The organism is Nostoc sp. (assembly GCF_036917395.1).
Lineage (GTDB): Bacteria > Cyanobacteriota > Cyanobacteriia > Cyanobacteriales > Nostocaceae > Nostoc.
This window is the reverse complement of sequence record NZ_JBALDI010000012.1, coordinates 50,318-75,355: the sequence shown is the minus strand read 5'-3', so window position 1 is coordinate 75,355 and position 25,038 is coordinate 50,318. Positions and strand designations below refer to the sequence as shown.

At 40.3% G+C, this 25,038-nt stretch carries 20 protein-coding genes; 11 read left to right on the top strand and 9 right to left on the bottom strand.

The window, feature by feature from the left end; genetic code table 11:
• Nucleotides 1–139 precede the first annotated feature (139 nt).
• On the bottom strand, nt 140–838 hold the full coding sequence (locus tag V7K46_RS07920) for a rhomboid family intramembrane serine protease (protein ID WP_335112002.1): 699 nt from the start codon (nt 836–838) through the stop codon (nt 140–142).
• 181 nt (nt 839–1,019) lie between these two features.
• Here V7K46_RS07920 and V7K46_RS07915 point away from each other — a divergent pair, with 181 nt between their 5' ends.
• The 3 genes from V7K46_RS07915 to V7K46_RS07905 all read left to right on the top strand — a co-directional run bounded on the left by V7K46_RS07915 (nt 1,020) and on the right by V7K46_RS07905 (nt 7,381).
• Nucleotides 1,020–3,149 carry a tetratricopeptide repeat protein gene (locus V7K46_RS07915; RefSeq protein ID WP_335112001.1) on the top strand — a complete coding sequence of 710 codons (2,130 nt, stop codon included), beginning with the start codon at nt 1,020–1,022 and terminating at the stop codon, nt 3,147–3,149.
• Between the two features lie 504 nt (nt 3,150–3,653).
• Nucleotides 3,654–6,089, top strand: coding sequence for a hybrid sensor histidine kinase/response regulator (locus V7K46_RS07910; protein WP_335112000.1), 2,436 nt, complete (start codon nt 3,654–3,656; stop codon nt 6,087–6,089).
• Nucleotides 6,086–7,381, top strand: coding sequence for a hybrid sensor histidine kinase/response regulator (locus V7K46_RS07905; RefSeq protein ID WP_335111999.1), 1,296 nt, complete (start codon nt 6,086–6,088; stop codon nt 7,379–7,381). The genes V7K46_RS07910 and V7K46_RS07905 overlap by 4 nt, the downstream gene beginning before the upstream one ends.
• 214 nt (nt 7,382–7,595) lie before the next feature.
• On the opposite strand, the gene V7K46_RS07900 is transcribed toward V7K46_RS07905, so the two are convergent.
• The 4 genes from V7K46_RS07900 to V7K46_RS07885 all read right to left on the bottom strand — a co-directional run bounded on the left by V7K46_RS07900 (nt 7,596) and on the right by V7K46_RS07885 (nt 13,444).
• Nucleotides 7,596–9,362, bottom strand: coding sequence for a serine/threonine-protein kinase (locus tag V7K46_RS07900; protein WP_335111998.1), 1,767 nt, complete (start codon nt 9,360–9,362; stop codon nt 7,596–7,598).
• 1,143 nt (nt 9,363–10,505) lie between these two features.
• On the bottom strand, nt 10,506–10,928 hold the full coding sequence (locus tag V7K46_RS07895; protein ID WP_335111997.1) for a hypothetical protein: 423 nt from the start codon (nt 10,926–10,928) through the stop codon (nt 10,506–10,508).
• A gap of 487 nt (nt 10,929–11,415) precedes the next feature.
• Complete coding sequence (locus V7K46_RS07890) at nt 11,416–12,969, bottom strand: YcjF family protein (RefSeq protein ID WP_335111996.1); 1,554 nt, start codon at nt 12,967–12,969, stop codon at nt 11,416–11,418.
• Nucleotides 12,970–13,063: 94 nt separating this feature from the next.
• The gene (locus tag V7K46_RS07885; protein WP_335111995.1) at nt 13,064–13,444 is read right to left on the bottom strand and encodes a hypothetical protein; all 381 of its coding nucleotides are present in this window, start codon (nt 13,442–13,444) and stop codon (nt 13,064–13,066) included.
• 191 nt (nt 13,445–13,635) lie between these two features.
• On the opposite strand from V7K46_RS07885, the gene V7K46_RS07880 reads away from it, so the two are divergent.
• Both V7K46_RS07880 and V7K46_RS07875 read left to right on the top strand, forming a co-directional pair.
• Complete coding sequence (locus V7K46_RS07880; protein ID WP_335111994.1) at nt 13,636–14,160, top strand: DUF937 domain-containing protein; 525 nt, start codon at nt 13,636–13,638, stop codon at nt 14,158–14,160.
• A 111-nt stretch (nt 14,161–14,271) separates the two neighbouring features.
• On the top strand, nt 14,272–14,826 hold the full coding sequence (locus V7K46_RS07875; protein ID WP_335111993.1) for a pyridoxamine 5'-phosphate oxidase family protein: 555 nt from the start codon (nt 14,272–14,274) through the stop codon (nt 14,824–14,826).
• 91 nt (nt 14,827–14,917) lie between these two features.
• Here V7K46_RS07875 and V7K46_RS07870 read toward each other — a convergent pair whose 3' ends face one another.
• The 4 genes from V7K46_RS07870 to V7K46_RS07855 form a co-directional block, all read right to left on the bottom strand.
• Nucleotides 14,918–15,094, bottom strand: coding sequence for a hypothetical protein (locus tag V7K46_RS07870; RefSeq protein ID WP_335111992.1), 177 nt, complete (start codon nt 15,092–15,094; stop codon nt 14,918–14,920).
• Nucleotides 15,095–15,233: 139 nt separating this feature from the next.
• The gene (arfB, locus tag V7K46_RS07865) at nt 15,234–15,650 is read right to left on the bottom strand and encodes an alternative ribosome rescue aminoacyl-tRNA hydrolase ArfB (protein WP_298907103.1); all 417 of its coding nucleotides are present in this window, start codon (nt 15,648–15,650) and stop codon (nt 15,234–15,236) included.
• A gap of 47 nt (nt 15,651–15,697) precedes the next feature.
• The gene (locus V7K46_RS07860) at nt 15,698–15,952 is read right to left on the bottom strand and encodes an RNA-binding S4 domain-containing protein (protein WP_273767590.1); all 255 of its coding nucleotides are present in this window, start codon (nt 15,950–15,952) and stop codon (nt 15,698–15,700) included.
• Between the two features lie 220 nt (nt 15,953–16,172).
• Entirely contained in the window at nt 16,173–16,370 is a 198-nt protein-coding gene (locus tag V7K46_RS07855) for a hypothetical protein (RefSeq protein WP_335111991.1), read from the bottom strand.
• Nucleotides 16,371–16,860: 490 nt separating this feature from the next.
• Here V7K46_RS07855 and dpdE point away from each other — a divergent pair, with 490 nt between their 5' ends.
• The 6 genes from dpdE (at nt 16,861) to V7K46_RS07825 (ending at nt 24,835) form a co-directional block, all read left to right on the top strand.
• The gene (gene dpdE / locus V7K46_RS07850) at nt 16,861–20,169 is read left to right on the top strand and encodes a protein DpdE (RefSeq protein WP_335111990.1); all 3,309 of its coding nucleotides are present in this window, start codon (nt 16,861–16,863) and stop codon (nt 20,167–20,169) included.
• A 215-nt stretch (nt 20,170–20,384) separates the two neighbouring features.
• Nucleotides 20,385–20,948, top strand: coding sequence for a Panacea domain-containing protein (locus V7K46_RS07845; RefSeq protein WP_335111989.1), 564 nt, complete (start codon nt 20,385–20,387; stop codon nt 20,946–20,948).
• Complete coding sequence (locus tag V7K46_RS07840) at nt 20,941–21,333, top strand: hypothetical protein (RefSeq protein WP_335111988.1); 393 nt, start codon at nt 20,941–20,943, stop codon at nt 21,331–21,333. The genes V7K46_RS07845 and V7K46_RS07840 overlap by 8 nt, the downstream gene beginning before the upstream one ends.
• A gap of 166 nt (nt 21,334–21,499) precedes the next feature.
• The gene (locus V7K46_RS07835) at nt 21,500–22,591 is read left to right on the top strand and encodes a DUF4350 domain-containing protein (protein WP_335111987.1); all 1,092 of its coding nucleotides are present in this window, start codon (nt 21,500–21,502) and stop codon (nt 22,589–22,591) included.
• 160 nt (nt 22,592–22,751) lie between these two features.
• Entirely contained in the window at nt 22,752–23,702 is a 951-nt protein-coding gene (locus V7K46_RS07830; RefSeq protein WP_335111986.1) for an AAA family ATPase, read from the top strand.
• 629 nt (nt 23,703–24,331) lie between these two features.
• Nucleotides 24,332–24,835, top strand: a complete 504-nt coding sequence (locus tag V7K46_RS07825; protein ID WP_335111985.1) for a hypothetical protein — start codon at nt 24,332–24,334, stop codon at nt 24,833–24,835.
• Nucleotides 24,836–25,038: the final 203 nt, after the last annotated feature.

Here is a 25,038-nt window from a genome sequence, read left to right as displayed (position 1 = left end):
CTTTAGCAGTATGGATTTTTTAGCTTAAAAATACAATCCATCAAAAGGTACATAGAAGTTTTAGCAAAAAGACATCTGATATTCATAGCGATGTCTAACGACAAGACGCGGGAGCATCCAGCAGTTATTTAGTAATCACTTATCTTTTCAATCGCATGAAAGCTGCACCAATCAATAATCCCACAACTTGCCCCCAGAATACAACACCCGATTGATTTACGCCAACAGGGGGAATATTTAAACTGCTTATACCATAAAATAATTGTTGCACAAACCACCAAAATATATAGAAAAAGGCTGGGAGTTCGATGGGGATATACAAGATTATTAGCGGCAAAATTGTGTCAATTTTAGCTTTAGGAAATTTCATAACATATGCTCCTAAAACAGCTGCGATCGCGCCATTTGCCCCAATCAATGGTACTGTCAAACTCGGTTCAGCTAGAATTTGTCCTATCCCTGTGATCACCCCAGCAGCCAGATAAAATCCTAGATAGCGTCTATGTCCCAGAATATTTTCGACAGTCTTCCCAAAAACCCACAAAAATAGCAGATTTCCCAATATTTGACTAAAACTGCCATGTATAAATATTCCCAAAAGTAGTGATAATGTTTGCCAAATTACAATTATCCAAGCAGCAGAGTTGTTGAATAGTGCATTTGTAATTGCGCTACTAATTTGGGCTGGAATCACCCCCCAACTATTGACAAAATAGCCCAATTCATCACTAAATTCTAGTTTAAGTTCCCATAAAAATATGGCAATATTAATGCCAATCAGCCAGTAATTAATAATCGGTTTACTCCGACAACGAATATTATCACTAATAGGAATCATACTAATTCGTAATGACGCTCAAAGACTCGCTAACATAATTCGTAATTAAGAAACATCAAACAAGTCATAATCCAAGCGGTTCCCTATCAACTCCCTACTCCCCACTCCCCACTCCCTCACTTCTGCTTAACCTGTGGCAAGATTGAAATCAGATCGCATCGCACTTAACTAGGCAAACGAGATGCTAGGAAACACACTTGTTGGAAGATACCAAATTATTAGTAACTTGGGAGGAGGGGGTTTTGGTGAAACATTTGTGGCTTATGATACTCAATTACCCGGATCACCTCAATGTGTTGTTAAGAAACTTAAGCTTCAGGCAACTGATCCAGTAACTTTAGAGACAGCTAGGCGTTTATTTGATACAGAAGCACAAGTTCTATATAAATTAGGAACTCACGATCGCATTCCTCAACTTTTAGCTTACTTTGAGGAAAATGCCGAATTCTATCTCGTACAGGAATTGATCAAAGGCCACGACTTGAGTCAAGAATTAATACCAGGTAAAACCCTAACTCAAGACCAAGTAATTTCACTTTTGCAAGAAATTTTGACAATCTTAGAATTTGTCCATCAACAGAATGTAATTCACCGTGATGTTAATCCCGGAAATATCCTCAGACGCCACCAAGATGGCAAATTAATCTTAATTGATTTTGGTGCAGTTAAACAAATTACTACCCAGGTGATTACTCCTGAAGGCTCAACTAGAGGTACCGTTGCTATAGGTACGCCTGGATATATTCCTAGTGAACAAGCTCATGGTACACCAAAATTAAGCAGTGATATTTATGCTACGGGAATAATTGCTATTCAAGCTTTGACCGGATTATCACCAGAGGAAATAGTAAAAGATGTTGATACTAATGAAATCATCTGGCACAATCAAGCCACGGTAACGCCAGAATTCGCTCAATTCTTAGATAAAATGGTGTGCTACGATTTTCGGCAACGCTATCCTTCGGCAACGGTAGCATTACAAGCGTTGAAAGAGTTAACCCAACCACCTGCCGAGACAATAGCGTTAACTCCTATTTCTCCACCAAAGAATATAACCAAACCCCAACCGAAAAAAGGAATATTAGTTAAAATTTTCCTAGCAATATTTTTAATTGGAGTTAGTGGAGTAGCATCAATATTTATTTTTAATCACATTAATTCAAATAACGCCATAGAATTATCTAAGCAAGGAAATACATTTTTTGATTTGCAACGCTATCAAGACGCATTAGAAGTATATGAAAAAGCCATTGATATTAAACCAGATTATGCTCAAGGATGGAATGGTCAAGGCAAAACGCTGTATAAATTAAAAAAATATAAAGAAGCATTAGCTGCATATGATAAAGCAATTCAAATTCAACCAGATTATTTTGAAGCTTGGAGCGGACGAGGCTTTGTATTAGTAAGTTTACAGCGATATCAAGAAGCGATCGCCTCTTTTGACAAAGCTTTACAATTAAATGATAAAAACTCGGAAGTCTGGAATGCTAAGGGTGAAGCTTTAAGTAATTTAAACCAATATGATCAAGCAATTAAATCTTATGAAAAAGCGATTGAATTCAAACCAGATAATTACGAAGCTTGGTATAAAAAAGGATTAGCCTTACAAAATTCTCAGCGATATGAAGATGCGATCGCAGCCTATGAAAAAGTCGTTGATTTAAAACCAGACTACGAGCCAGCTTGGTATAATTGGGGAAACGCGCTAGTCAAGTTGCGACGCTACAGAGATGCGTTCACAGCTTATGATAAAGCAGTGCAATACCAGCCAAATTATTATCAAGCTTGGTTGGCGAGAAGTAATATCCTCATGAATTTACAACGTTATCCAGAAGCCATTGAATCTTTCAATCAAGTAATTAAATACAATCCGAGTAACTATCAAGCATGGTATAATCTGGGCTGGTCGCTGCATCAAACCCAACGCTATGAAGAAGCAATAAAATCTTATAATAAAGCAGCAACACTTAAGAGAAACGACTATCAACTATGGTATAATCTGGGGAATTCACAATACATTTTGCAAAAATACGCAGATGCGATCGCATCTTATAATAAGGCAGTTCGTTATAAACCAGACCATTCTGAAAGCTGGTATAGCAGAGGTAATGCCCTGTTAAATTTGAAACGGTATCAAGATGCGATCGCATCTTACAATCAAGCAATAAAATACAAGCCTAATTACCAACAAGCAATAGACGCCCGCAATCAAGCCCAGATTCAACTGCAAGGCGAGAAACCAAAGCCTATAATTGTGCCAATTATCCCAGTTCCTAATCCTACTAATCCACCGCAGAGGACACCTTAGTAGACTGTGGCGTGAGTTTGCCTATTTTTAACAAGGGGATTTTACCCCTTGTTTCGAGAAGTGCTATATAAAAGCGGCAGCGTGCAAATCTTGTAAAGTACAAGTTTGCTGAGACTGCGGAATTATAAAAACAGACCTTTGACCACTGATGATATTTACTTTTTCTGCTGATTTTGTTTCTAATTTAGCCTGATTGTTTAAATATTAGGCGCTCACGATTTTATATCTAAGGCTTGCCTGATTGCACATATTCCATTGATTGGTTTGTTAGTGTGCGATCGTTTAGTATCCAAAACTTATGTATTAACAACACTTCTTAGAAGCAAGAATTAGAATTATAGTTGATTTGGAAGAATATTTTTAAATAAAAATTTATAATCCACAGCATTACTATAAATTTCTTGACTATTTTAACAAAAGCTGTGAGCATCGGTAATTTCTTGGGCAATCTAAAGATAACCTAGAATTTTTTCTTACCGAAGTATGTGATTAAGGAGCTAACCCTTGATACAACAAAACTCCAGTCTATTATCATCTGACAAAGGAAATTATCCCTCACGAAATTTACTGATTCGATTTATTCTTGGCGGCACTACCCTTGTAGTCAGTATTTCTGCTTATTTCAGCTATCAAGCTGCTAGAAATATGATGCTCAAAGATTTGAGACAGAGCGCTTTTGTAGAGGTACAGAGAGGGGTTGCTAAAATTGATCAGTGGTTATACCTTCGCCAAGTGGAGGTAGAAACCCTAGCTAATACTTCAACTGTCCGCTCCTTAAATTGGTCTGTGGCAGACCCCTATTTAAAGGCAGAAGTTAAGCGGATCAATGAATTTTTCCTTTTCCAAATAGCTAATCCAGATGGTTCATATTCCAATACAAAAGCTGGTCGATCAAATAAAAATATTCAGGATCGAGACTACTTTCAAAAAGCAATTTCAGGAAAGAGGAACATTTCTGACCCCTTCATTAGCCGTTCTACAGGAATTCCTTTAATTGCGATCTCCACCCCGATCTGGTCAAATTCTGCTAGCAGTAGTTCACCGATTGGGGCCTTTCAGGGCAATGTGAGAGTCGATCACATTGCGGAGGTTGTCAATTCCCTGCACTATGACACGAACAGCTATGCTTTTGCCCTCAATTCCAAAGGACAAGCAATCATCCATCCTAACTCGGCGTTAATGTCAACCGTAGAAAAACCTGCACCCAGCTTGCTGAAAATGGGCGATCGCAATTTAAATGCGATCGCCCAACGGATGGTAAACAAACAACAGGGAATTGAGTTGATGGAAATTGACGGCACTAAAAAGTATGTAGCTTATCTGCCGTTACAAGCCGCTAATTGGTCTGTGGCTTTGGTGATTCCCCGCCAAAATATCGAATCTCGATTGCAATTCCTCGATTTGATTGCCTTAATTGTCGGTGGACTGACACTCACCATGATTACTGTCTTGTGGCAGGTGCAAGCATTTGAACAAGCTCAACTGAAAAAGTCTAAAGCTGCATCTGATACAGCCAACCATGCTAAAAGCGAATTTTTAGCCAACATGAGTCATGAACTGCGAACGCCCTTGAATGGCATTCTTGGTTGTGCCCAAATTTTGCTGCGTTCCCCAGCTTTACCTAATCAAGAGCAATATCACGTCAATATTATTGAACAATGCGGCTCTCATCTGCTGACTTTAATTAATGACATTTTGGATCTCTCCAAAATTGAAGCGAAAAAGCTAGAACTGTATCCCCATGATGTGCATTTCCCATCTTTTCTCCAAGGAATTGTCGAAATATGCCAGATTCGGACAAAAGAAAAGGGCATTTTGTTTGTCTATGAACCCGCGATCAACTTGCCTACAGGGGTTCATGTTGATATCAAAAGATTACGTCAGGTGCTATTGAATCTGCTAGGAAATGCCATCAAATTTACAGATGAAGGTCAGGTTACTTTCAATATTGAAGTTATCGATCAACCTCCCAATGATGGGCAGATAGTAAAACATCGCCTTCGCTGTACTGTAGAAGACACGGGAATTGGCATAAGTACCACAGAATTGAGCAAAATTTTCTTGCCATTTGAACAAGTAGGTGAGAAAAAGCGCCAAGCTGAAGGCACAGGGCTGGGTTTAGCTATTACTCGGCAGTTAGTGCAGATGATGGGTAGCGATATCCATGTTAAGAGTCAGATCGGTCAGGGGAGTAGCTTCTGGTTTGAATTGGAGATTCCCGAAGCGAATGACTATTTTCAGCCTGCGATCGCTGTATCAGAGAAACAAATCATTGGCTTTGAGGGTAGCCCCTACACCATCCTGATGGTTGACGATCGCTGGGAGAATCGCACAGTGATTACAAACTTACTGCAACCACTGGGTTTTAATGTAGTTGAAGCCAGCAACGGTAAAGAAGGTTTAGAAAAAGCGATCGCCCTCAAGCCAGATTTAATCATCACAGATTTGCTGATGCCAGAAATGGATGGGTTTGAATTAATTAAACACCTGCGTCACACTCCAGAAATTCAGGATGTCTTGATTATCGTCTCTTCCGCTAGTGTTTTTGAAGCCGACCAACATCGCAGCCTGCAAGCTGGAGGTAACGCCTTTCTCAGCAAACCTATACAGGTAAATGAATTATTGCATCAATTAGAACGCTACTTAAATTTGGTATGGATTTACAAGCAATCTCAGCCTGATGGAGAAAAAGCCAAAGAAGCAACGACAGCAAATAGCCAACCTGCTCAATTAACCTCTCCTTCCCCCAAAGTGTTGCAGGAACTAGTCACCTTAGCCAGTAAAGGTAACTTCAATGCCATTCTCAAGTGGACTGATCAACTTGAGGAAACAGACACAACCTTCGCGCCATTTGCTAACGAACTACGACAGCTAGCAAGGCAATTTGATGAAGATTTAATCCTCAGTTTCTTGAGTCAATATGCGGTGGAAACAGTATGAAAACGACTATTGTAGACCAAAATAATTCTATCAATTACGCTCCTTCCAGGGGAGTTGTTTTAGTCGTTGACGATAACCCTACCAATTTACAAGTTTTATCCAGTTTTCTGGATCAGTCTAGCTTTGAAGTTTGGGCAGCACGCAGCGGTGAAAAAGCCCTTCAGCGATTAGAAAATGATGATTTACCTGATTTAATCTTGCTGGATGTGATGATGCCGGGTATAGATGGTTTTGAAACCTGTAAACAGCTAAAAAGCAATCCTCGTGTCCAAGATATTCCGGTCATTTTTATGACAGCCCTCTCAGAAACTGCTGATAAAGTTAAAGGTTTGCAATTGGGAGCCGTAGACTACATTACCAAACCTTTTCAGCATGAAGAAGTCTTGGTGCGGATCGAAAATCACCTAAAGCTAAGAAATTTAACGAAAACCTTAATTGCTAAAAACGTCGAATTACAACAGACTCAAACTCAACTGATTCAAGCAGAAAAGGTAGCAGCTTTAGGTCAACTGACAGCAGGAATTGCTCATGAAGTTAATAATCCGATCAATTTTATAGCTGGCAACTTAAAATTTGTTGAACAGTATGTACATGAGATAGTTAATTTACTGTATCTCTATCAAAAATATCTGCCAGAACCCCCAAATGAAATTCAAAATGCAATTCAAAAAAGCGACATCAACTTTTTGTTAAATGATTTATCTAAAATTATTCAATCCATGCAATTTGGTACAAATCGCGTTACAGAAATTGTGTCATATTTGAACAACTTCTCACGACACAGAGAAGATGGTAAAAAACTAGCTAATTTGCATGAAGGGTTAGAAAGTACATTACTCATTCTCGGACATCGGTTTAAACAAAATGCTAACTACCCAGCTATCCAACTAATCAAAGAATATGGAGATTTGCCACTTATTGAGTGTTTTGCTGGCGAAATCAATCAGGTTTTTATGAATTTAATTTGTAATGCGATCGATGCAATTGAAGAAATATATAAAAACAAATATTTAGGTAAAAACTATCAATATTATGGCTTGATTAAAATTAAAACTGAGGTAATTGGAGAGCAAGTTATTTTAAGAATTGCCGACAATGGCTCAGGTATAAACAAAGCAGAAAAAACAAAAATATTTGATGCCTTTTACACAACAAAACCCGTTGGGAAAGGAACAGGGCTTGGTCTATCTATTGCTTACCAAATTGTGGTTAATAATCATCACGGCAAGCTTACATACCATTCCCAACCAGATGAAGGCATAGAGTTTATCATTGAATTACCCATCCGATAAATTAAAATTTGCAAACTAAATAAAAGAAAACATCACTTTTTTATGTACTAGAACACCAATTCAGTAATCTTGAAAGAACCTCTCCCCCAACCCTGATAGGGAATGGGGCTGGGGGATTTATCTCGAAAAAAAGTCTCTGACTGGGAATGCCTAATGGGGGGCTGCCGCCTCAAGACTATATGCAACAAGTCCATTCATCTAAAAATTGCTCTAACTACCGAATGTTTACCTCTTGCAGGTAATTTACTCCTTGAAGATATTCAATCTTAGTAGCTGAGTTTTTAGAGACAAATGAATTTGTTCTTTTTGCAAAAGCTACCTTTTGATAGTCAACCAGCAGGCGTTGCTTTTGAGTATACTCATTCAGTTTTACTTGAGCTTGAGCATAAACTAGAGTATCGTTGGGAATATTTTGGAGCAATTTCAGAGCCAGATCAAAATCACCAATAGATGCTTTTTTGTAAGCGTTCTGCAAAAAGTACGCTGCTCTAATCTGCCGCTTTTTATTGTACTCAGCCAGCTTTTCTTGAACTAAAGCACCTGTACGACTTTCTTGAGGAATTTGACGCAGATATTGTAATGCAGTAGAAAAATCTTTTATCTGGGCACTTTCGTAAGCTTTTGCTAATAAATCTTGCGTCTGTACTTCAATGTTGATGGATGCTTGCTCAACTAGTTTATCTGTTTTAGATTGCCAATATAAAATATTTGGAATTTTAGCAACAGCATGAAGAACATCTGACCATCTGCTCTCATGAAAAGCTGTTTGAGCTATTTGGTATTGCTGTGCAGCTACTTGCCATTGTTGTTGCCACTCTTCAACTGTGGCTTGGGCTTCTGGATAAACATTGCTGTGCGAAGGAATTGATTTAACAAGTGCGATCGCCTCTTGCAAATCTCCTGCTTGATATTCTTTTGTGGCTTGAGATAGAGTTTCTGTTTCTGAGTATGCAGGTGCATTATTAATTAAAGAATATACACCAAATCCCATCACTAAAGAATTAGCCGCCAGTCCGACTTTCATTCCTGTTAATAACGGGGATAATTTCCCAGATGTAAGATTTTGAGAATTATTATCTTCTATCGCCGCCTCTAGGGGAAATTGATCATCTACTTCTAATATTTCTGGTGGCTGATCCCATGTTATTTGTTTGAGTACCCGCAGTACCTCACCCGCAGACTGGAAGCGGTTTTGAGAATCGTAGCGGATCATTTGACTGAGAACAGCGGCTAGATAATCGTTAACTGGCGTGTTTTGAGAACGCCAAAAAATTTCATTAGTATAAGGATCAGCCTTTAATTGTAATGGTTCTAGCCCTGTTAAAGCCTGAATGGCAATCATACCCAAAGCATAAATATCACTGTTGGGCTGTGTTTGACCAATAAATTGCTCTGGTGGTATGTATCCCAATGAGGTGACGGGAATCCGATAAATGGGCAATTCTGCACTTATACCAAAATCAACAGACTGGATTGAGCCAAAGTCAATCAGAACTAACTTGCGATCGCTATTACGTCTAATCAAGTTTTCCGGTTTGATGTCACAATGGATCACGCCTTGAGAGTGAACAAATTCCAGAATACCTAAGACATCTATCAGGAATTCTACAACTTCCCTCTCACTCCACAGACAACCCCACTGTTGCTCGATAGGCAATTCCGCAGTCAGTGCATGTCCTTCAATCCACTCTTGCACTAAATAAAATCGCTCGTTTTCTTCAAAGCAGGCGATGAATTCAGGAATTTGGTGATGGCTTCCCAGAAGCTTGAGGGTTTGGGTTTCAGTTAGAAACAGTAACCTCAGCATCTCCAAGTAGCCAGATTCGGAACTGCTAACTTTAATCTGTTTAACAACACATTTGGGATTCTGTGGATAATCTACGTCTACAGCTATGTATGTTTGTCCAAACACCCCTGCACTTAGGCTTTGGACAATTTGGTAACGCCCTTGTAGTAATTTACCGATTATGTGGTTGGTCATGACCTGGTTACTCAGTAAGTCCCTTTATTTAGTTTTTCTGACATTCCCACCTGTTTCCGGAATACTTTAGAAATAAATAACCAGAATTTTGATACTTTAAATACAAGTTAATTTTTTAAGTATTTTTGCTTATAAAGATGGTATTTTAATTTACTATAATTTATTAATTTTTAATATGACGATATATGTTTATATGATTAATAAAAAATTTCAAATTTAAAAGCCATTTTTTGTCTCTTTGTAAGGGATTAGACGTAATTTGAAACCAAAAAAGAAAGAAGCCATAAAAATTGTGTAAATTTTGTATAAAGTTTATGTATTTTTACTTACACTGATATTTTTTATTTATATCATGCTAAAAACACCATTATTTGATTTAATACATAATCTTTAGTGTCAATAGAACCCTAGTTCAATACTGAATTTTTCACTACGCTTAGTTACTCTTATTGTGGAGCAACCGTGTCCTTTGAAAAGCGTCTCTGGGTGTATAGACTAATTTAGTTTCAAGGAATTCCAACTGTACAGTGACAAATTAAATGGCATCGCGACAAATTAGTGTTATCAAGTTAAGCTTTACCTAGTTTAAGCTTGCAACGATTTATTTTGATGCAGCCTGTAAGTTCCGAATACTGATTTTAGGCTGAACGCTAGAGAGTCCAGGCTTCACACCCTTGATGACACAAAGAAAGGCATAGTGACAAATAAACAATCACTGTACAAAATTTCTGTAAAACTACAAAATACTTGGCCAGGAGAGAGTTAATAGCATGATTAAATTGCTTGACCAAAACAAAAGCAAGAGCTACAAAACGCTACTAATCAACCTGATTTTAAACTTCAAACAATATTTTTACTGTCTTATTTTGACAAATATCATGAATATAAGACTTTATGTAAACAATACCTTCGCTAAAAAAATAGGATGAAGAGAAAGGGCCAATGTAGTATAGTTATTGTCTTTCCAAACGACAACTTAAAAGCTACAAGCAGCCCATATTCAACATATTCACACTGTTACAATGCCTATAAGTAAAACTCAAAGATAAACGTGGACAGAGGTGATCAAAAGTGAGTATAAAATGAACACATCGGTTTAGATTAGGGGCCACTTTTAATCATCTAGCTTTTCTCGTTATGTTCTTACTTAATAAAAATTGTGAAATTGTATAAATGATTAGCTGACCCAGAACCGCCTACGATATAGTAATCACCTGTGTTATCAAGATGCAGACGAAAACTCTTACCTTCACTGCCAGCACCAACGAAAACTGGACTTAAAGGTTTACCATTAACACCATAGAGAGTAACACTAGCATGAGCGCCTAAACTATTAACTTTTAAAGTCAATGTTTGTCCAGCTTTAGCTCTTAATATGTAGATGTTATTTTCTGCATTTTGAATTGTGGTACTACTTTCTCCTCTAGCAAAAACTACACGGCTTGTAGTTAAGGAATTTAAATGCTGTCTGACATTTGCAAACTGTGCTATTGAGGGAGCCGATAAAACATAAGCTCCTGCTGTAAAAAGTAGGGTAGATAAACTACCGACTAAGAGATGTTTCATAACAAAGTTGACGTTTTTAGTATCTATAATAATTACTCGTCTAAGAGGTTGGTTTACGGAAAAGTTAAATTATTTTGCCTGACTGGCAAGCATTCGTAACAAGTTAAAATTAAGCTGATCCCACCCCTCGTTCATAGTGGAATTTCGTGGGCATGGGGCATGGGAAAGAATGCCAACGCCCGTCTAAGAGGTTGGTTTACGGAAATGATCGCTTTTCCCCAGATTTAATCACCAATACATAATAGCCAAAAGCGGCAACCAAGGCTCCAATGAGGACAATCAGCAGCAACAGCAGCAAATTGCCTAGCAACGGCGACTACTTCCACTCTTGAAAGCGATCAAGTACACTTTGAAGTTCGGTTGAGGACATCGGTGTGTCCAAGCGGTAGTCTCCTGGAAAAAGTATTTCCAAGCTATTGATAATTTATATTAATAAACTTAAGTAATTTACCAAAAAGAAATATTGCCCTCTTATGCTTAGAATATCCTAACCCTTAGCTTCGGTATCTTCCTCAACCACCTCAGATTTTTCTGTTAACGGCTTCACTACCCGCGCGATCGCTTCTTGAATAAAAGCCTTGATAAATTCATCTCTGCGATTAATCTGAAACTGTCGCTGCACAACTTCCGTCATTCCACCATCACCCCAATCTTGATCATGACGAAAATATTCAATAAAACTTTTACCAGCAATTCGCGTTAAATAAGCTGCTGTGACGCCTTGAATCGCTCTACCAATAATAAAGGTAGCAACATTGAGCTGCAAAGCTGTAGATAATAATTGAATTGCTCCCTTGACAATGCCCAAACTGGCGATGGTTTTCGCTAAAGAAAGGGCTAACTCTCGTCCCCGTTCCATATTCAATTCACAGCCATAGACTCTGCCAATTTCTACAACCATTTGAGCATTAACAGCAGCTGTCGCCAGCAAATCTACCACTGGTATCGGCGTGACTGATACTACACCAGCACCAATCCACTGAAAACGTTCCACGATTTTGTCAGCTTGACGGCGACGCTGGCCATCAATGAGTTTTCGCGCCTCGTCTCCCAATCGCAGAGATTGCAAAAGAATGTTATCCGCTACCAAATCTTCACCCTCAGCCCTTAAAACAGCAGCCGTGCGCCGCAACAAGGGGACAATATCCGGTTCCGGCTGAAAGGTTTCGCCAGTTTCTAGTTGTGCAGGTTGGGGATTAGCAGCGATCGCCACCACATCGTTAGTTGCAATAAATCCCAGTACCCGTTGACGCAACCTAGCAAGGATAGCTTCTTTATCTTCATCTGTATAGAGATCAGTTTTGTTAAGTACCAGGAGCGATCGCTTACCAATCTCTGCCAACCCCCGCAGCGGCTCATATTCTGAGCGTCGTAAGTCATTATCTACCACAAACAACAGTAAATCTGCTTCTGTTGCCAGTTCTCGCGCCATTTGTTCCCGTTCCGTTCCCGCTACCCCTGCTTCTAAAATCCCTGGTGTATCTGTAATTAAAATCTTGCGTTCTAATCCCTTCAACCGTAGACAATAGGTTTCTCCAACCTGAGTTGTACCCATCGGTGCATCCACCTGACCAACCATGCGTCCCATAATCGCATTAACTAGAGAAGTTTTACCAGCACTTCCCGTACCAAATACCACTACTTGAATTTCACCCCGTGCTAAGTTGGCTTCAATTTCTCGCGATCGACTTAATAAAGCCTGGCGTGTTACCTCATCTTGAATTTGTGCTACCTGTTGTCGCACAGCTTGGAGAGTTGTAGAAGCAGCGTCAGATTTAGCGGCGGGAATTTGCGCCGCAGTCACTCGCTTCGGGTTGCGGCGCGATCGCTTTTCCCCAGATCGAATCACCAATACATAATAAACAAAAGCAGCAACCAACGCTCCTATAAGGACAATCAGCAGCAACAGCAGCAAATTGCCTAGCAACGGCGAATAGGACAATTGCCAATAGAGGCGCGACAGGGAATCAATTAGCCATAGGGCTAGCCCCAAAATGACGATCAGACCAACAATCAGCGTTACTATGCGTGACAGAGGCATGGTTGGGAAAGATTAGTGGGTATTCAGTAGGCAGATGCTTCTAATCTTAATAGTTTCAGTGTTTTTTACCAGAGTGCTAGGAAGGAGCTTTTGATCAACCAGCAACGCTCACTCCATTTTTTGCGTCTATGAGAGCCAAGTATACAAGTGAGAGTGAAACTTGAGCCTCGGAGGGTGAAACCTGAGCCTTTGAGGGTGAAACTTGAGCCTTTGAGGCTGAAGCTTGAGATTCTGAGGGTGAAACTTGAGCCTTTGAGGCTGAAGCTTGAGGTTCTGAGGGTGAAGCTTGGGGTTCTGAGGGTGGAACTTGAGCCTTTGAGGGTGAAACTTGAAGTTCTGAGGGTGAAGCTTGAGCCTTTGAGGGTGAAACTTGGGGTTCTGAGGGTGGAACTTGAACCTTTGAGGCTGAAGCTTGAGGTTCTGAGGGTGAAACCTGAGCCTTTGAGGGTGGAACTTGAGCCTTTAAGTCGATCATAATTATAAAACTGAGTAGGAGCGATCGCTTCCAGCAGTAATTATAAAAACGATCACATTGTCATACCATTGACAGGTCTATTATGTTTTGGCGTGTTCTAATCTTTTAGTGGACTTACGAAAGTGTGTCTACACAAAAGACTTCAAGTCAGTTTTGGCAAACTTTTTGAGAACAAAGAGAGAAACAAACTTATGGGACTTTTCGATCAAATTCTTGGCGCCGTCGCTAATCCCAATCAACAGGGCAGCTTAGGTCAACTGGGAGGTATTATTAACACTGTACAGCAGTTGAGCGATCGCACTGGTACAGACCCGTCTACCATCCAATCAGTTTTGTCTATTGTGGGTGGTCAAGTACGTTCTGCTTTACAAGATAAGCAAGCCACAGATGGTAATGAAGCCACACAAACTCTAGTGAATCAATATGCTGGTACTTCAGCTAACCCCGAAGCCGTCGATTCGCTGTTTTCTCCTCAAATACAACAACAAGTAGCTGAGGTTGCTGCCCAGCGTACTGGATTGGATGCTGGTATAGTTCAACAATTGCTACCTTTAGCAGTACCTTTGGTGCTAAAATTTTTGCAATCAGGTGCCAATGCCACCAATCCCCAAGCTGGCGGCAATCCTGTACTGAATTCTTTCTTGGATGCTGACGGTGATGGTGATGTGGATATCGCTGATGCCATCCAAATGGCTAGTCGGTACATGAGACGGTAAAACTTTGTAACTCCCCACTTCCTTAGACATCGGCAATTAGGGCTTGCTAGATATTTAGGTAAGACATAGCCTAAGAAGATGGGAAATTTGCAAATATAAATCAGACAGTCTATGTCTAAATTTTTTGACTGTATTACTGACGAACTGCAAGACTTTATTGCTGCTCAACACCTTTTCTTTGTTGGCTCTGCACCTTTGAGTCCTACGGGTCATGTTAACCTGTCTCCTAAAGGTTTAGGCTGCTTTTGCATCCTCTCTCCCAACCGAGTAGGTTACGTAGACCTTACAGGCAGTGGTAACGAAACATCAGCCCATTTGCAAGAAAATGGGCGGATAACCTTCATGTTTTGCGCCTTTGAGGAACCTGCGTGTATCCTGCGTCTTTACGGTCAAGGAAAGACGATTTTACCGAGTTCTCCAGACTGGGACTCCCTGTATTCTCTGTTTTTGCCGATGCCTGGAACTCGTCAAATTATCGTCGCTGATATTGAACAAGTACAGACTTCCTGTGGTTTTGGCGTACCACTCTATGAATATCAAGGTCAGCGCCAGACTTTAGTAAACTGGGCTAGTAAAAAAGGTGAAGAGGGAGTTCGAGAATTTCAACAGAAGAGAAATCTCGTCAGCATTGACGGTTTAGCGACACCACTAAGTGAATTACCGTGAATTTGATAAAAGCGGACTTTGGGACATGAGTTATGGATCAATTCAATTCGTCCACTCACACAGGAAGATGAGCCTTTTCTTTGGCAAATTGTTAAGACCCTTTTGGATTGGTGTCACTACCAATTATTGCTTGGAACAAGTTTCCTAGTAAAGATAAAAACGCCGAAACAAACACTATCAGCATTAAACTAGCAAGGGCAGCAAAGGGAGAGATGATGAATAAGAGTAAGAGCGCAAGCATCAAAATTGTTAGTAATGTCTTATTCATCTTTTTTCACCTTTAATAGTTGCTATTCTTAAGCTAACCAACTAAGTCATGAACTTGACCACAGTCAATAGAAGGAATTAGTCTTAGTTCTCTGGTTAGATTTTGCGACCAAATGGAGTGGCAAAATTTAATTTATAAATCAAGAATCTGTCACCTGCCCTCTGTTAGATTTAACCTGTCCGCGCTTAGTTTTATAGTCAAGGCGCTTTCTTTGAGAACTGCGAGTTGGTTTCGTGGGTTTGCGTTTTATCGTCACTACAACTGCGCTTTGAATAAGTTCTTGAAGTCGTCTCAACGCTGATTCTCGATTATTCTCTTGGCTTCGGTGTTCCTGCGCTTTGATTACGACAACTCCTTCCTGGGTGATGCGTCGATCATTCAGCTTTAAAAGCTGTTGTTTATAATAATCCGGTAATGATGAAGCTGCAATATCGAAGCGCAAGTGAATTGCAGTGGAAACCTTATTCACATTTTGGCCTCCCGCTCCTTGCGAACGAATCGCACTAATTTCAATCTCACTCTGTGGGATAATAACTTTGTGGGAAATTTGTAGCATTACTCACAAGACAAAAAAGGAACTTGTAAATTTGAGATAAAAATCCTTTACTCGGTTTGTTCGGCAAAATCTATTACTACGTCTTGGTCTTCATTGTTGTTCAAATTCACCTCTAAAGTCTGTCCTTGTATTGTAACTTTATCACCCGGTACTAGTCGCCGTCCTCGTCGGGTTTCCAGCATACCGTTTACTTGGACATCGCCGCCTTGAATCATCAGCTTGGCTTGCCCTCCAGTTGGCACTATACCCATCAACTTTAAAAATTGATTTAACTTAATTGTGTTGTCTCTGATTTTCTTCATAGTAAGTAAAACTACATTACCTTAATTGTATCTTGGTGTTCTCAAGCCAAAGCGTGAATCTGTTGCAGCACATAATCAGCTAAGTACAACATTTCATTAATTCTAGGACTTACGCACTAAGAATATAAAAACAAAGTTTGAGATTGCAACTCTTGGAGACGCTACGCGAACGCAATGACGTAATTTCGTCACGGTGCATAAGTTCTAAATTCGTAGTTAATTAAATTCGGCAATATCCTGCAATGCCAATGTGTCCTTTGACAATGCCAATGTGTCCTCTGACAATGCCAATGTGTCCTTTGACAATGCCAATGCGTCCTCTGACAATGCCAATGTGTCCTCTGACAATGCCAATGCGTCCTCTGACAATGCCAATGTGTCCTCTGACAATGCCAATGCGTCCTCTAACAATAGACATAGGAGTGAAAACGAATGTAGAGACGTTACATGTAACGTCTCTACTCTGCCGCAAGTCAGAGAGGCGGAGCCTCAATCAGGGGCATTTCCAGTCGAAGACTGGGAACGAGATGAACGAGGTAATGTCTCAAAGCATTTTTGCTTAGTAACTTTCACGTTAATGTTGACACCAATGAATATTGCTGTGCCCGTAGGGCGTCTTCTATTTATCTGAAAATTGCTGATTTTACTAATTGGCTGTGGTGGAGCGACGCCGATAGCGTACCCCTACGGGGAAGCAAGCTACGCGCAGCGTCTCTAAGAGTTGCGTTAGCGAGTCTTGCCTACGGCACGCTGCGCGAACGAGCGTCATAGCCGGTCGTAGACATCACTATGACGACAAAAACAGTAATACCAGTTTATTATCTATAATGTTGATCGACAAAACTGCCAGATATAGGTTAAAAAACTAGTCTGGAAAGTTCTTTTAGTGTGTTCAGGGGACTGGATCTATGATTAAGCTCGGTTTATTAGTACAGTCCCAGAATAACTCTTTGGGTATAGGAAAAGTTACGGAAATATCTGATGCTAATGCGAACGTTGAGTATTTCTGCTCCATAGGGCAACGTCTCCAAAAAACTTTACCTTTAAATTCGCTCTCTGAAGTCAGGCTTGAACCCCAGGCTCGATGCTATATCAAGTCCCAAACCCAGGATAAATGGATAGTTGGCAGAGTTTTCATCTGGGATGAAGATACAGAAATGTATCAAATTGATTTACCAGACAAGAAAACTGCGATCGCATCTGTTGAAGATATTTACGTTCGTTGCAATTTACCCAATACAGACCCCATCGAAACTCTGGCGATGAAGGGTCACGAAACGCCCTACTTCCACGACAAAAGATTGGCTTTCGTAAAATCCTTGATTCAGCAACGCGCTGTCAGTCGCGGGATGACGGGACTGATTTCGGCAAATATTAATCTTTATCCTCACCAAGTTGAAGTAGTCAGGCGGGTACTGGAAGACCCAATTCAACGCTACTTGCTAGCAGACGAGGTGGGACTCGGAAAAACCATCGAAGCGGGTGCAATTCTGCGTCAGTTCCTCCTGGATGAGCCGAAAAAAGGTGCGGTGGTATTAGTTCCGCAATATTTGCTCAAACAATGGCGGCTGGAGTTAGAAAACAAGTTTTACATCTCCCATTTTGGCAAACGGGTAGCGGTGCTAGCGGTTGAAGATATTCATAAAATCAACCTGAAAGCGAGGATAGGCTGCTTAATTTTAGATGAAGCCCATCATATCGCAGCAATGGCAACCTCTAAGGATGCGGCAGTGCGCCAGCGTTTTGAGACTTGCAAAGAACTTGCTCATAAAAGCGATCGCTTACTTTTATTATCTGCCACTCCTGTTCTCAATCATGAGCAGGATTTTCTGGCCATGTTGCACTTGCTCGACCCGACAACCTATAAACTTGGTGATTTAGCAGGTTTTCGTGCCAAAGTTGAAAGCCGTCAGCAAATTGGTAAACTTCTGCTTTCTTTTAATGAAGGTGCAGAGCCTGTTGTTCTCAAAAGCAACTTGCAGCAACTGCGAAATCTCTTTGCTGAGGATAAGTATTTATTGAAGCTGGCGGATGATTTAGAAAACTTACAAGCAAATTCTCCTGAGCAAGAGCAAATAGTCCAAGCGATTCGCACTCACGTCAGCGATACCTATCGACTACATCGCCGAATGCTTCGCAACCGTCGCGCTGCGGTGGAAGATGTCATATTTGACCGCAATTTTACGCCGAAAGAAGAGTATGATTTAGACGAGCGATCGCCTGATATCCACGAACTGCTCAATCAATGGCGTAGTGTTGCTCCTGGTGAAAAGCAATATCAGCGAATTTTTCTGTTGTTATTTCTAGCTTCTGGTACTTGGTTAAAGATTTTAGAGCAGGTAATTACCGCGCGTTTAACTGGTAAACCTGATTCTAAACTCATCCAGGAGTTTAAAGAAGATGATATTCGCCTATTAACTACAACCCCCAAATTCTCAGGGGAAGAAGAGATTCTGCAATCCTTACTAAAAATTATTCGTCAACCTCAAGAGGACGGAGAACGGACGGAAAATTTGAAAACAGTGCTGTTGAATCAACTAGGTACGTACTTCAAAATTCCCGCAAATATTCGGAAAAATCAAAAAGAATTCGTCACGAGGATACAGCAGAGAATCAAGAGACCAATTACCGGCGATATTCTGCCCAAATTTATTGTATTTACCAGTTTTGTGCAAACTTGTGGCGAAATTGTCCGGTATTTGTCTGATACCTTTGGTGTAGAGACAGTAGCTAAACATCAATTTGGAGAATCACCAGACAAAGTTGAGGAAGGCTTAAATAAGTTCAAAAATAACCTAAACTGCTTTATTCTAGTATGCGATCGCTCTGGAGAAGAAGGACGTAACCTCCAGTTTGCCGATTGGTTAATTCATTTTGACCTTCCTTGGTCGCCTAATCAATTAGAGCAAAGAATTGGCAGACTTGACCGGATTGGCAGCAAAATTGGAGTCCAATCCTGTGCCTTGATTGGCCCCTATCTGCCAGATAGCCCTCACAATGCTTGGTATCAAGTATTGAAAGATGGGTTTGGTATTTTCCAACAGTCAATTGCCAGCTTACAGTTTTATGTGGATGAGAAACTTGCAGAATTAGAAACAACTTTGTTTCAATCAAGTGCGGCTGGATTGTTAGAAATGATTTCGCCTATTCAAGAGCAAATTGAAGCTGAAATAGCAAAAATTAGCGAACAGAATGCTCTAAATGAAATTGACGCTAACGATGAAATTGCCACCCAGTATTTTCAAGATTTAGATAATTACGATGCTTGCCATCTAGAAATTAAAAAAGCAATTGAAGGCTGGATTTGTGATGCATTGGGATTCAGGGCACTCAATAACCCAGATTCATCAGAGATTCGACGTTATCAACCGACAACGCGGACATTGGTTCCCATAAATGAGCTAAAAAACCGTTTTGCTGAGAGTTCTTTAGACCAATTTGGTACTTATAATCGCAGGGTAGCAAATCAGAATTCTGGTATTAAACTCTTTCGGATTGGGGAAGGATTTGTCGAAGCACTCTTAAACTATATAAACTGGGATGACCGAGGTGAAGCCTTTGCAATGTGGCGCACTGATGCATCTTGGGATGCTAAAGAAGGGAAGGAGTGGTTTGGTTTCCAATGCAATTATGTAGTTGAGGCAAATTTAAGAATCGCCAAACAAGTTTTACTAGATAACAAACTAGATAATTCTCAATTTAAAAACTTGCAGCGACGTGTCGATGCTCTATTTCCGCCAATTATAGAAACTATCTATGTTGATGGTCGTAAGGAGCCAATACGTGTTGTTGAGGATAAAGCAATCTTAGGTATCCTGCAACGTGCATATAAAGATAAAAACAATAATCAAGGACGAGATTACAATCTGGCAAAAGAGCGCTTAGGAATTATTGACGATTTTGTTGACCCTAGTAAATGGCAAAATTTTTGCTATCAAGTGCGGAACACTTCTTCGGAATTACTCTCCAATCGTCCCGATTTTATTGACTTGTGCCAAAGTTGTGCTAATGTTGCTGAAAAGAAATTAGGCAATAGAGTAGAACAATTACGCCTACGCTTGAACCAGCAAAGTTGGGATAATGCATTAGCTGAAGAATTGAAGATAGAAACTGCTTTAAATGCAGCCATTCTAGAGGGAATTCGCCAGCCCCAGATTAGACTTGATTCTGTCGGTTTTATTATTGTATCGGGGCGATCGCTTGTGCAATTTGAGTGATATTATGTGCAGTAAAATAGCCATAATATCTCCGTTAAACCTGCCTGCAAAGAGGTTTTTTATTCTCGTTGTCGTTTCCATGTTCAGCATGGGAACGACAACGAGTTTCACCTTTTCTGTCACCGAGAATAATAATTTCCTCTGCCCTTGGCAATGTGTCAGCGATCGCGAGGGTTTACAATAGAATTGTACTAGTGTGAAGCAGTCGCTTCAGAATGCTTATGCTAATCCAGTTTCGGTTTCATCCTGAGAAAGCCGTTGAAGCCGCAGCGGTACTTTTAAAGCTGCACGGTAAGCCTATGAAGTATTTAGGTTTACTTAAGATGCTTTACATAGCTGACCGTATTGCATTGAAACGCATGGAGCAACCGATTACTGGTGATCATTATGTGTCGATGGATTACGGCCCTGTCCTGAGCGGTGTTTATGATCTAATCAAGGGAAAGCCCGTTCATAAAGCCTTACCTCTCTGGTCTAAGTTCATTTCTCCTCGTAATGAAAATCATGTTTCCTTGTTGGATGATCCAGGAGACGAAGACCTTTGTGAAGAGGAAGAGGAAATCATTCAGCAGGTTTATCAAGCTTTTGGGCATCTTGACCCTTTTGATGTTGCTGAGTGGACTCATGACCTTCGAGAATGGAAAAACCCTCATGGCTCTGCCATCCCGATTTCGGTAGAGGATATTCTCAAAAATGTGGGTAAGAGTGACGAGGAAATCGAAGAAATTCAGCAAGAAGCCAGTCGAGAAGCATATCTAGATGGGATTTTGAATGGCTAGCATCACCATTAATTTGGGAGATGCATTTTTGCTGGATACGCCTCCTAATAGTGAACACCTCTACATCGCAATTGCACAAACATCTGAAAGCAACTATCTGTTCGTCAATGTCACTACCCGCAGACCTAATTCTGAAACTTCCTGTATTCTCCTACCGGGTTCAGGTATACCAAGCTTTATAGTCCATGAGTCGGTCATAGCTTATCAGTTTGCTCGTGAGATGGATACTACTCAATTAGCTATTTTTATTACCATTGGTAGCCCTATTCCGAAAGGAACTTGTTCGATGGCTGTTATTACACAGATTCAGCAAGGTGGTTTAGTCTCCAAGCGGTTGAAGAAGAGGTATAAAACTGCTCTGAAAACTTTCTTGGGAATACTATAAGATGTCATAGCTCGCAGTCACAGATGGAGAGCGCGTAGTACTGGGAAACTGAGTTGACATAGCGAAGGTATTGATAAAATTAATTATATTTTTGACTTTACCTGAAAAATAAGTAAGTATTAACACTAGTGATACTGAAACGAAGTGATTATAATAAAAGTCAAAAATGAAACGTTCAAACCGCCTTGCTTGGATGGCAGCGATCGCAGTAGCTGCAATCGTTTTACTTAGTCTGATTGCGGCTCCCAATAATACTAAACTTAACACTGGCTCTACCTATAACCGCGCCTCTGATGGCTATGGTGCTTGGTATGCTTTTATGCAACAGCAGGGAATTTCTATCAAGCGCTGGCAAAAGCCTTTTAGTGACATTCAGCCAGAGAACAGCCCAGTTACTGTTCTACAGGTAGGCGGTCATCCAAGGGAGACGATACTGGATAGTCAAGAGCGTGAATGGGTAGAAAAAGGGAATACTTTGGTAATTTTGGGTGCAGGGGCGCGGGTTACAGAAGCGGAGTTTAGCACTATGCAGAAATCTCCCCAAGGTGATATCAAAATTGATACACGTAGACGATATAAGAAAGCTAACTCCAAGCAAGTTGATTTAGGCGATCGCTTTGGTGCTGTTGTCTGGAAAGAAAATTACAAAAAGGGAAAGGTGATTTTTTCTACCACTCCTTATTTAGCCGCCAACGCTTACCAAGATTATTTAAGTAATTTCAAGTATCTAGCCAATTTGGTTACGGAAAAAGGTAACACAGTATTTGTCGATGAATACATCCACGGCTATAAAGATGCCGATGTCAGGAAGAAAGAGAGTGAAGGAGATTTATCTAGCTTTTTTGCTAAAACTCCTTTATTTCCAATATTAATACAGGGATGTATCCTACTATTGATACTAATTTGGGCACAGAATCGCCGCTTTGGCAAGCCAGTAGCTTTAGATACACCAGTTGTAGATAACAGCGAGGCATACATCCAAGCTTTAGCCGGAGTCTTGCAGAAAGCTGATACCACCGACTTTGTTGTAGAGATGGTGGGGAAACAAGAACAACTACAACTCCAAAAAGCCTTGGGATTAGGACAAATACTTTTAGAACGTCAAGCCTTGATCCATTTCTGGATAGAAAAAACAGGCGCAAGTGCAGCAGAACTAGATGCAGTTTTAAAGCTACAATCTGGCAAAAAATCCATCAGTGAACGAGAACTGTTAAGCTGGTTGGGGAAATGGCGAAGCATTAGACTAATTCGTAATTAATTTTTTGGGACTTCCAAAAAAAATATCTCAAAACTAACGCAAAAATACTCTCTATTTATTCTCTCTGTGCTCTCTGCGTCTCTGTGGTTCGTTTATTTCTTGTAAATCCCTTTGAAATTATACATAATATTTCTGCATTAGTGATTTATCAATAAAAAATATGAGCGAAACTCATCCTATCTTAATTCGCCTTGGTCAAGGTCTTAATCAAGTAATTCTCGGACAATCTAACCTAATACAACAACTTTTAGTAGCATTGCTAGCGGGTGGACACGTAATTTTGGAAGGAGTTCCGGGAACTGGTAAAACCCTCCTAGTAAAAGTGTTGGCGCAATTAATCCAAGGGGAGTTTCGCCGGATTCAACTAACACCAGATGTTTTACCTTCAGATATTACTGGTACAAATATTTTTGACTTGAATAGCCGCAATTTCACTTTGAAAAAAGGGCCAATATTTACCGAAGTGCTGCTAGCTGACGAAATCAACCGTACTCCTCCCAAGACACAAGCGGCGCTACTGGAAGCGATGGAAGAGATGCAGGTAACGCTGGATGGTGAAAGTTTACCCTTACCAGATTTATTTTGGGTGATTGCAACCCAAAATCCCCTGGAATTTGAGGGGACTTATCCCTTACCAGAGGCGCAGTTGGACAGATTTTTATTTAAGCTGGTGGTAGATTACCCTGATCAAGCTGCCGAAAAGCAAATGTTACTCAATCGTCAGGCGGGTTTTGCAGCACGGCGTTTGGATATTAGCCGTTTGAAACCAATAGCAACAGTAGCCGAGATTTTGCAAGCACGACAAGCAGTCAAAGAAGTTAAAGTATCAGAAGCGATCGTTGATTATTTATTGGCATTGGTTAGAACATCGCGTCAATATCCCGATTTAACTTTGGGCGCATCGCCTCGCGCCGCTGGTGCTTGGTTGCAGACATCTCAAGCCCTAGCGTGGTTAGCTGGAAGGGATTTTGTAACGCCGGATGATGTCAAAGCAGTTGCATCACCCCTGCTACGTCATCGCCTCATTTTGAAAGCAGAAGCGATGCTGGATGGTTTACAAATGGATGCGGTAATTGCGTCGGTAATTAATCAAGTACCAGTTCCAAGGTGAAAAAATTCTGGCGTTGCTGAATGCAGGGATGAATGGATTTATTTGCGATGTGGCAGTTATTGTAATTTGAGGAAAGTTTTCGTACCAAAGACCAACGCTATAGAAAGGGCTGGGTGTCGAGACACAAAGAATTTCGTTCACCTCAGTTTTATTACTCCCCACTCTACACCCGCCCTGAAATGGTTTGGTAAGGGAAAATTATTTGTAAGCGGCTTACCGTAGACTACAGTAAACCAGTAGCCAGTTAAGTTGTCTCCCACTTCGCAATGTTTGTTGTTAAACTTATACTGAGTCTTTTTTTTACAAAAAATCAAAAAATACTTAACCAATGGTAGATGCCAAAATCGATGAAAATACAGTGATATTAAATTCTAATTCTCCATTTGCTTCCTTTTGCTTGCATTATCTTTTGCTTATATAATTTTGATACTACCTTTACATTAGCCCTTAATTGTAAGTATGAGATAATACATGTTATACTCCTTCGTTAGACAATGCGTAGTCTTATGCTTGGTATTAAACAAAAACCTCATCAAAATTACTGAACTAACACTTTTGAGTAAAAATTAATAGAGTAGAATAACTGAATGTAGCTCAAATATTTTTAAAATTAAAAGCAGGATTTTTTAATGATCAGCTTAAGTAATTCGGAAAACAGCACAGTTAGCAGCATAGCAGCCACTAATAGGCTGGCAAGGGCGATCATGGTTTCTGGTGGGGAGTTCTCACTGATATTAGCTTGTTGTAACAGTGTCGAAAAGCAGCAGCAAGTGCTAAATGTGTTAATAGAATTTTCATCAGCAGACATCCAGGAAATCCTGCTTTCACCTGCGGCTGACACATTATATGCAGCTATTACAACTAAAATTGGTGCTACTCAACCCGAAGCTTTGATGGTACGGGGTTTAGAGTCTGTAGTGGAAATTAACCAACTAATCATCAGTACCAACATTATGCGAGATGAGTTTCGGAAACAGTTTCGCTTCCCGTTGGTGTTGTGGGTGAATGAGGAAATTCTCTGCAAGCTAGTGTGGCTAGCACCAGATTTAAAAGACTGGGCAGCCAGTACTATTAGATTTGATATACCTCACAATCACTTAGTTGAATCTGAACAACAAGCCATCAGGGCCTAATATTGCCTAAGATTGCCTTTAAAATTTTATATCCGCTAGCTTGAGGCGAGCAAAGCCATAAGCTATGCTTCTGTAGCATTCTTTTCTAAAATTACTTTTATTGAACCCTCGCTTGCGAAGGTGAGGCGAAAAACGTTGCAAGAGAGCGTTGTGGATTGTCTTCTCCAACGAACTTCTCATCTTATGAAACCTGAGCTTCTAAG

Coding starts and splice junctions, on each gene's coding strand:
- V7K46_RS07845 (WP_335111989.1), top strand. CDS start 20,385: ATGCTTATGCTAATCCAGTTTCGGTTTCATCCTGAGAAAGCCGTTGAA.
- V7K46_RS07830 (WP_335111986.1), top strand. CDS start 22,752: ATGAGCGAAACTCATCCTATCTTAATTCGCCTTGGTCAAGGTCTTAAT.
- V7K46_RS07870 (WP_335111992.1), bottom strand. CDS start 15,094: ATGAATAAGACATTACTAACAATTTTGATGCTTGCGCTCTTACTCTTA.
- V7K46_RS07890 (WP_335111996.1), bottom strand. CDS start 12,969: ATGCCTCTGTCACGCATAGTAACGCTGATTGTTGGTCTGATCGTCATT.
- V7K46_RS07875 (WP_335111993.1), top strand. CDS start 14,272: ATGTCTAAATTTTTTGACTGTATTACTGACGAACTGCAAGACTTTATT.
- V7K46_RS07825 (WP_335111985.1), top strand. CDS start 24,332: ATGATCAGCTTAAGTAATTCGGAAAACAGCACAGTTAGCAGCATAGCA.
- V7K46_RS07895 (WP_335111997.1), bottom strand. CDS start 10,928: ATGAAACATCTCTTAGTCGGTAGTTTATCTACCCTACTTTTTACAGCA.
- V7K46_RS07905 (WP_335111999.1), top strand. CDS start 6,086: ATGAAAACGACTATTGTAGACCAAAATAATTCTATCAATTACGCTCCT.
- V7K46_RS07855 (WP_335111991.1), bottom strand. CDS start 16,370: ATGTCTATTGTTAGAGGACGCATTGGCATTGTCAGAGGACACATTGGC.
- V7K46_RS07900 (WP_335111998.1), bottom strand. CDS start 9,362: ATGACCAACCACATAATCGGTAAATTACTACAAGGGCGTTACCAAATT.
- V7K46_RS07885 (WP_335111995.1), bottom strand. CDS start 13,444: ATGATCGACTTAAAGGCTCAAGTTCCACCCTCAAAGGCTCAGGTTTCA.
- V7K46_RS07880 (WP_335111994.1), top strand. CDS start 13,636: ATGGGACTTTTCGATCAAATTCTTGGCGCCGTCGCTAATCCCAATCAA.
- V7K46_RS07840 (WP_335111988.1), top strand. CDS start 20,941: ATGGCTAGCATCACCATTAATTTGGGAGATGCATTTTTGCTGGATACG.
- V7K46_RS07860 (WP_273767590.1), bottom strand. CDS start 15,952: ATGAAGAAAATCAGAGACAACACAATTAAGTTAAATCAATTTTTAAAG.
- arfB (WP_298907103.1), bottom strand. CDS start 15,650: ATGCTACAAATTTCCCACAAAGTTATTATCCCACAGAGTGAGATTGAA.
- V7K46_RS07915 (WP_335112001.1), top strand. CDS start 1,020: ATGCTAGGAAACACACTTGTTGGAAGATACCAAATTATTAGTAACTTG.
- V7K46_RS07920 (WP_335112002.1), bottom strand. CDS start 838: ATGATTCCTATTAGTGATAATATTCGTTGTCGGAGTAAACCGATTATT.
- dpdE (WP_335111990.1), top strand. CDS start 16,861: ATGATTAAGCTCGGTTTATTAGTACAGTCCCAGAATAACTCTTTGGGT.
- V7K46_RS07835 (WP_335111987.1), top strand. CDS start 21,500: ATGAAACGTTCAAACCGCCTTGCTTGGATGGCAGCGATCGCAGTAGCT.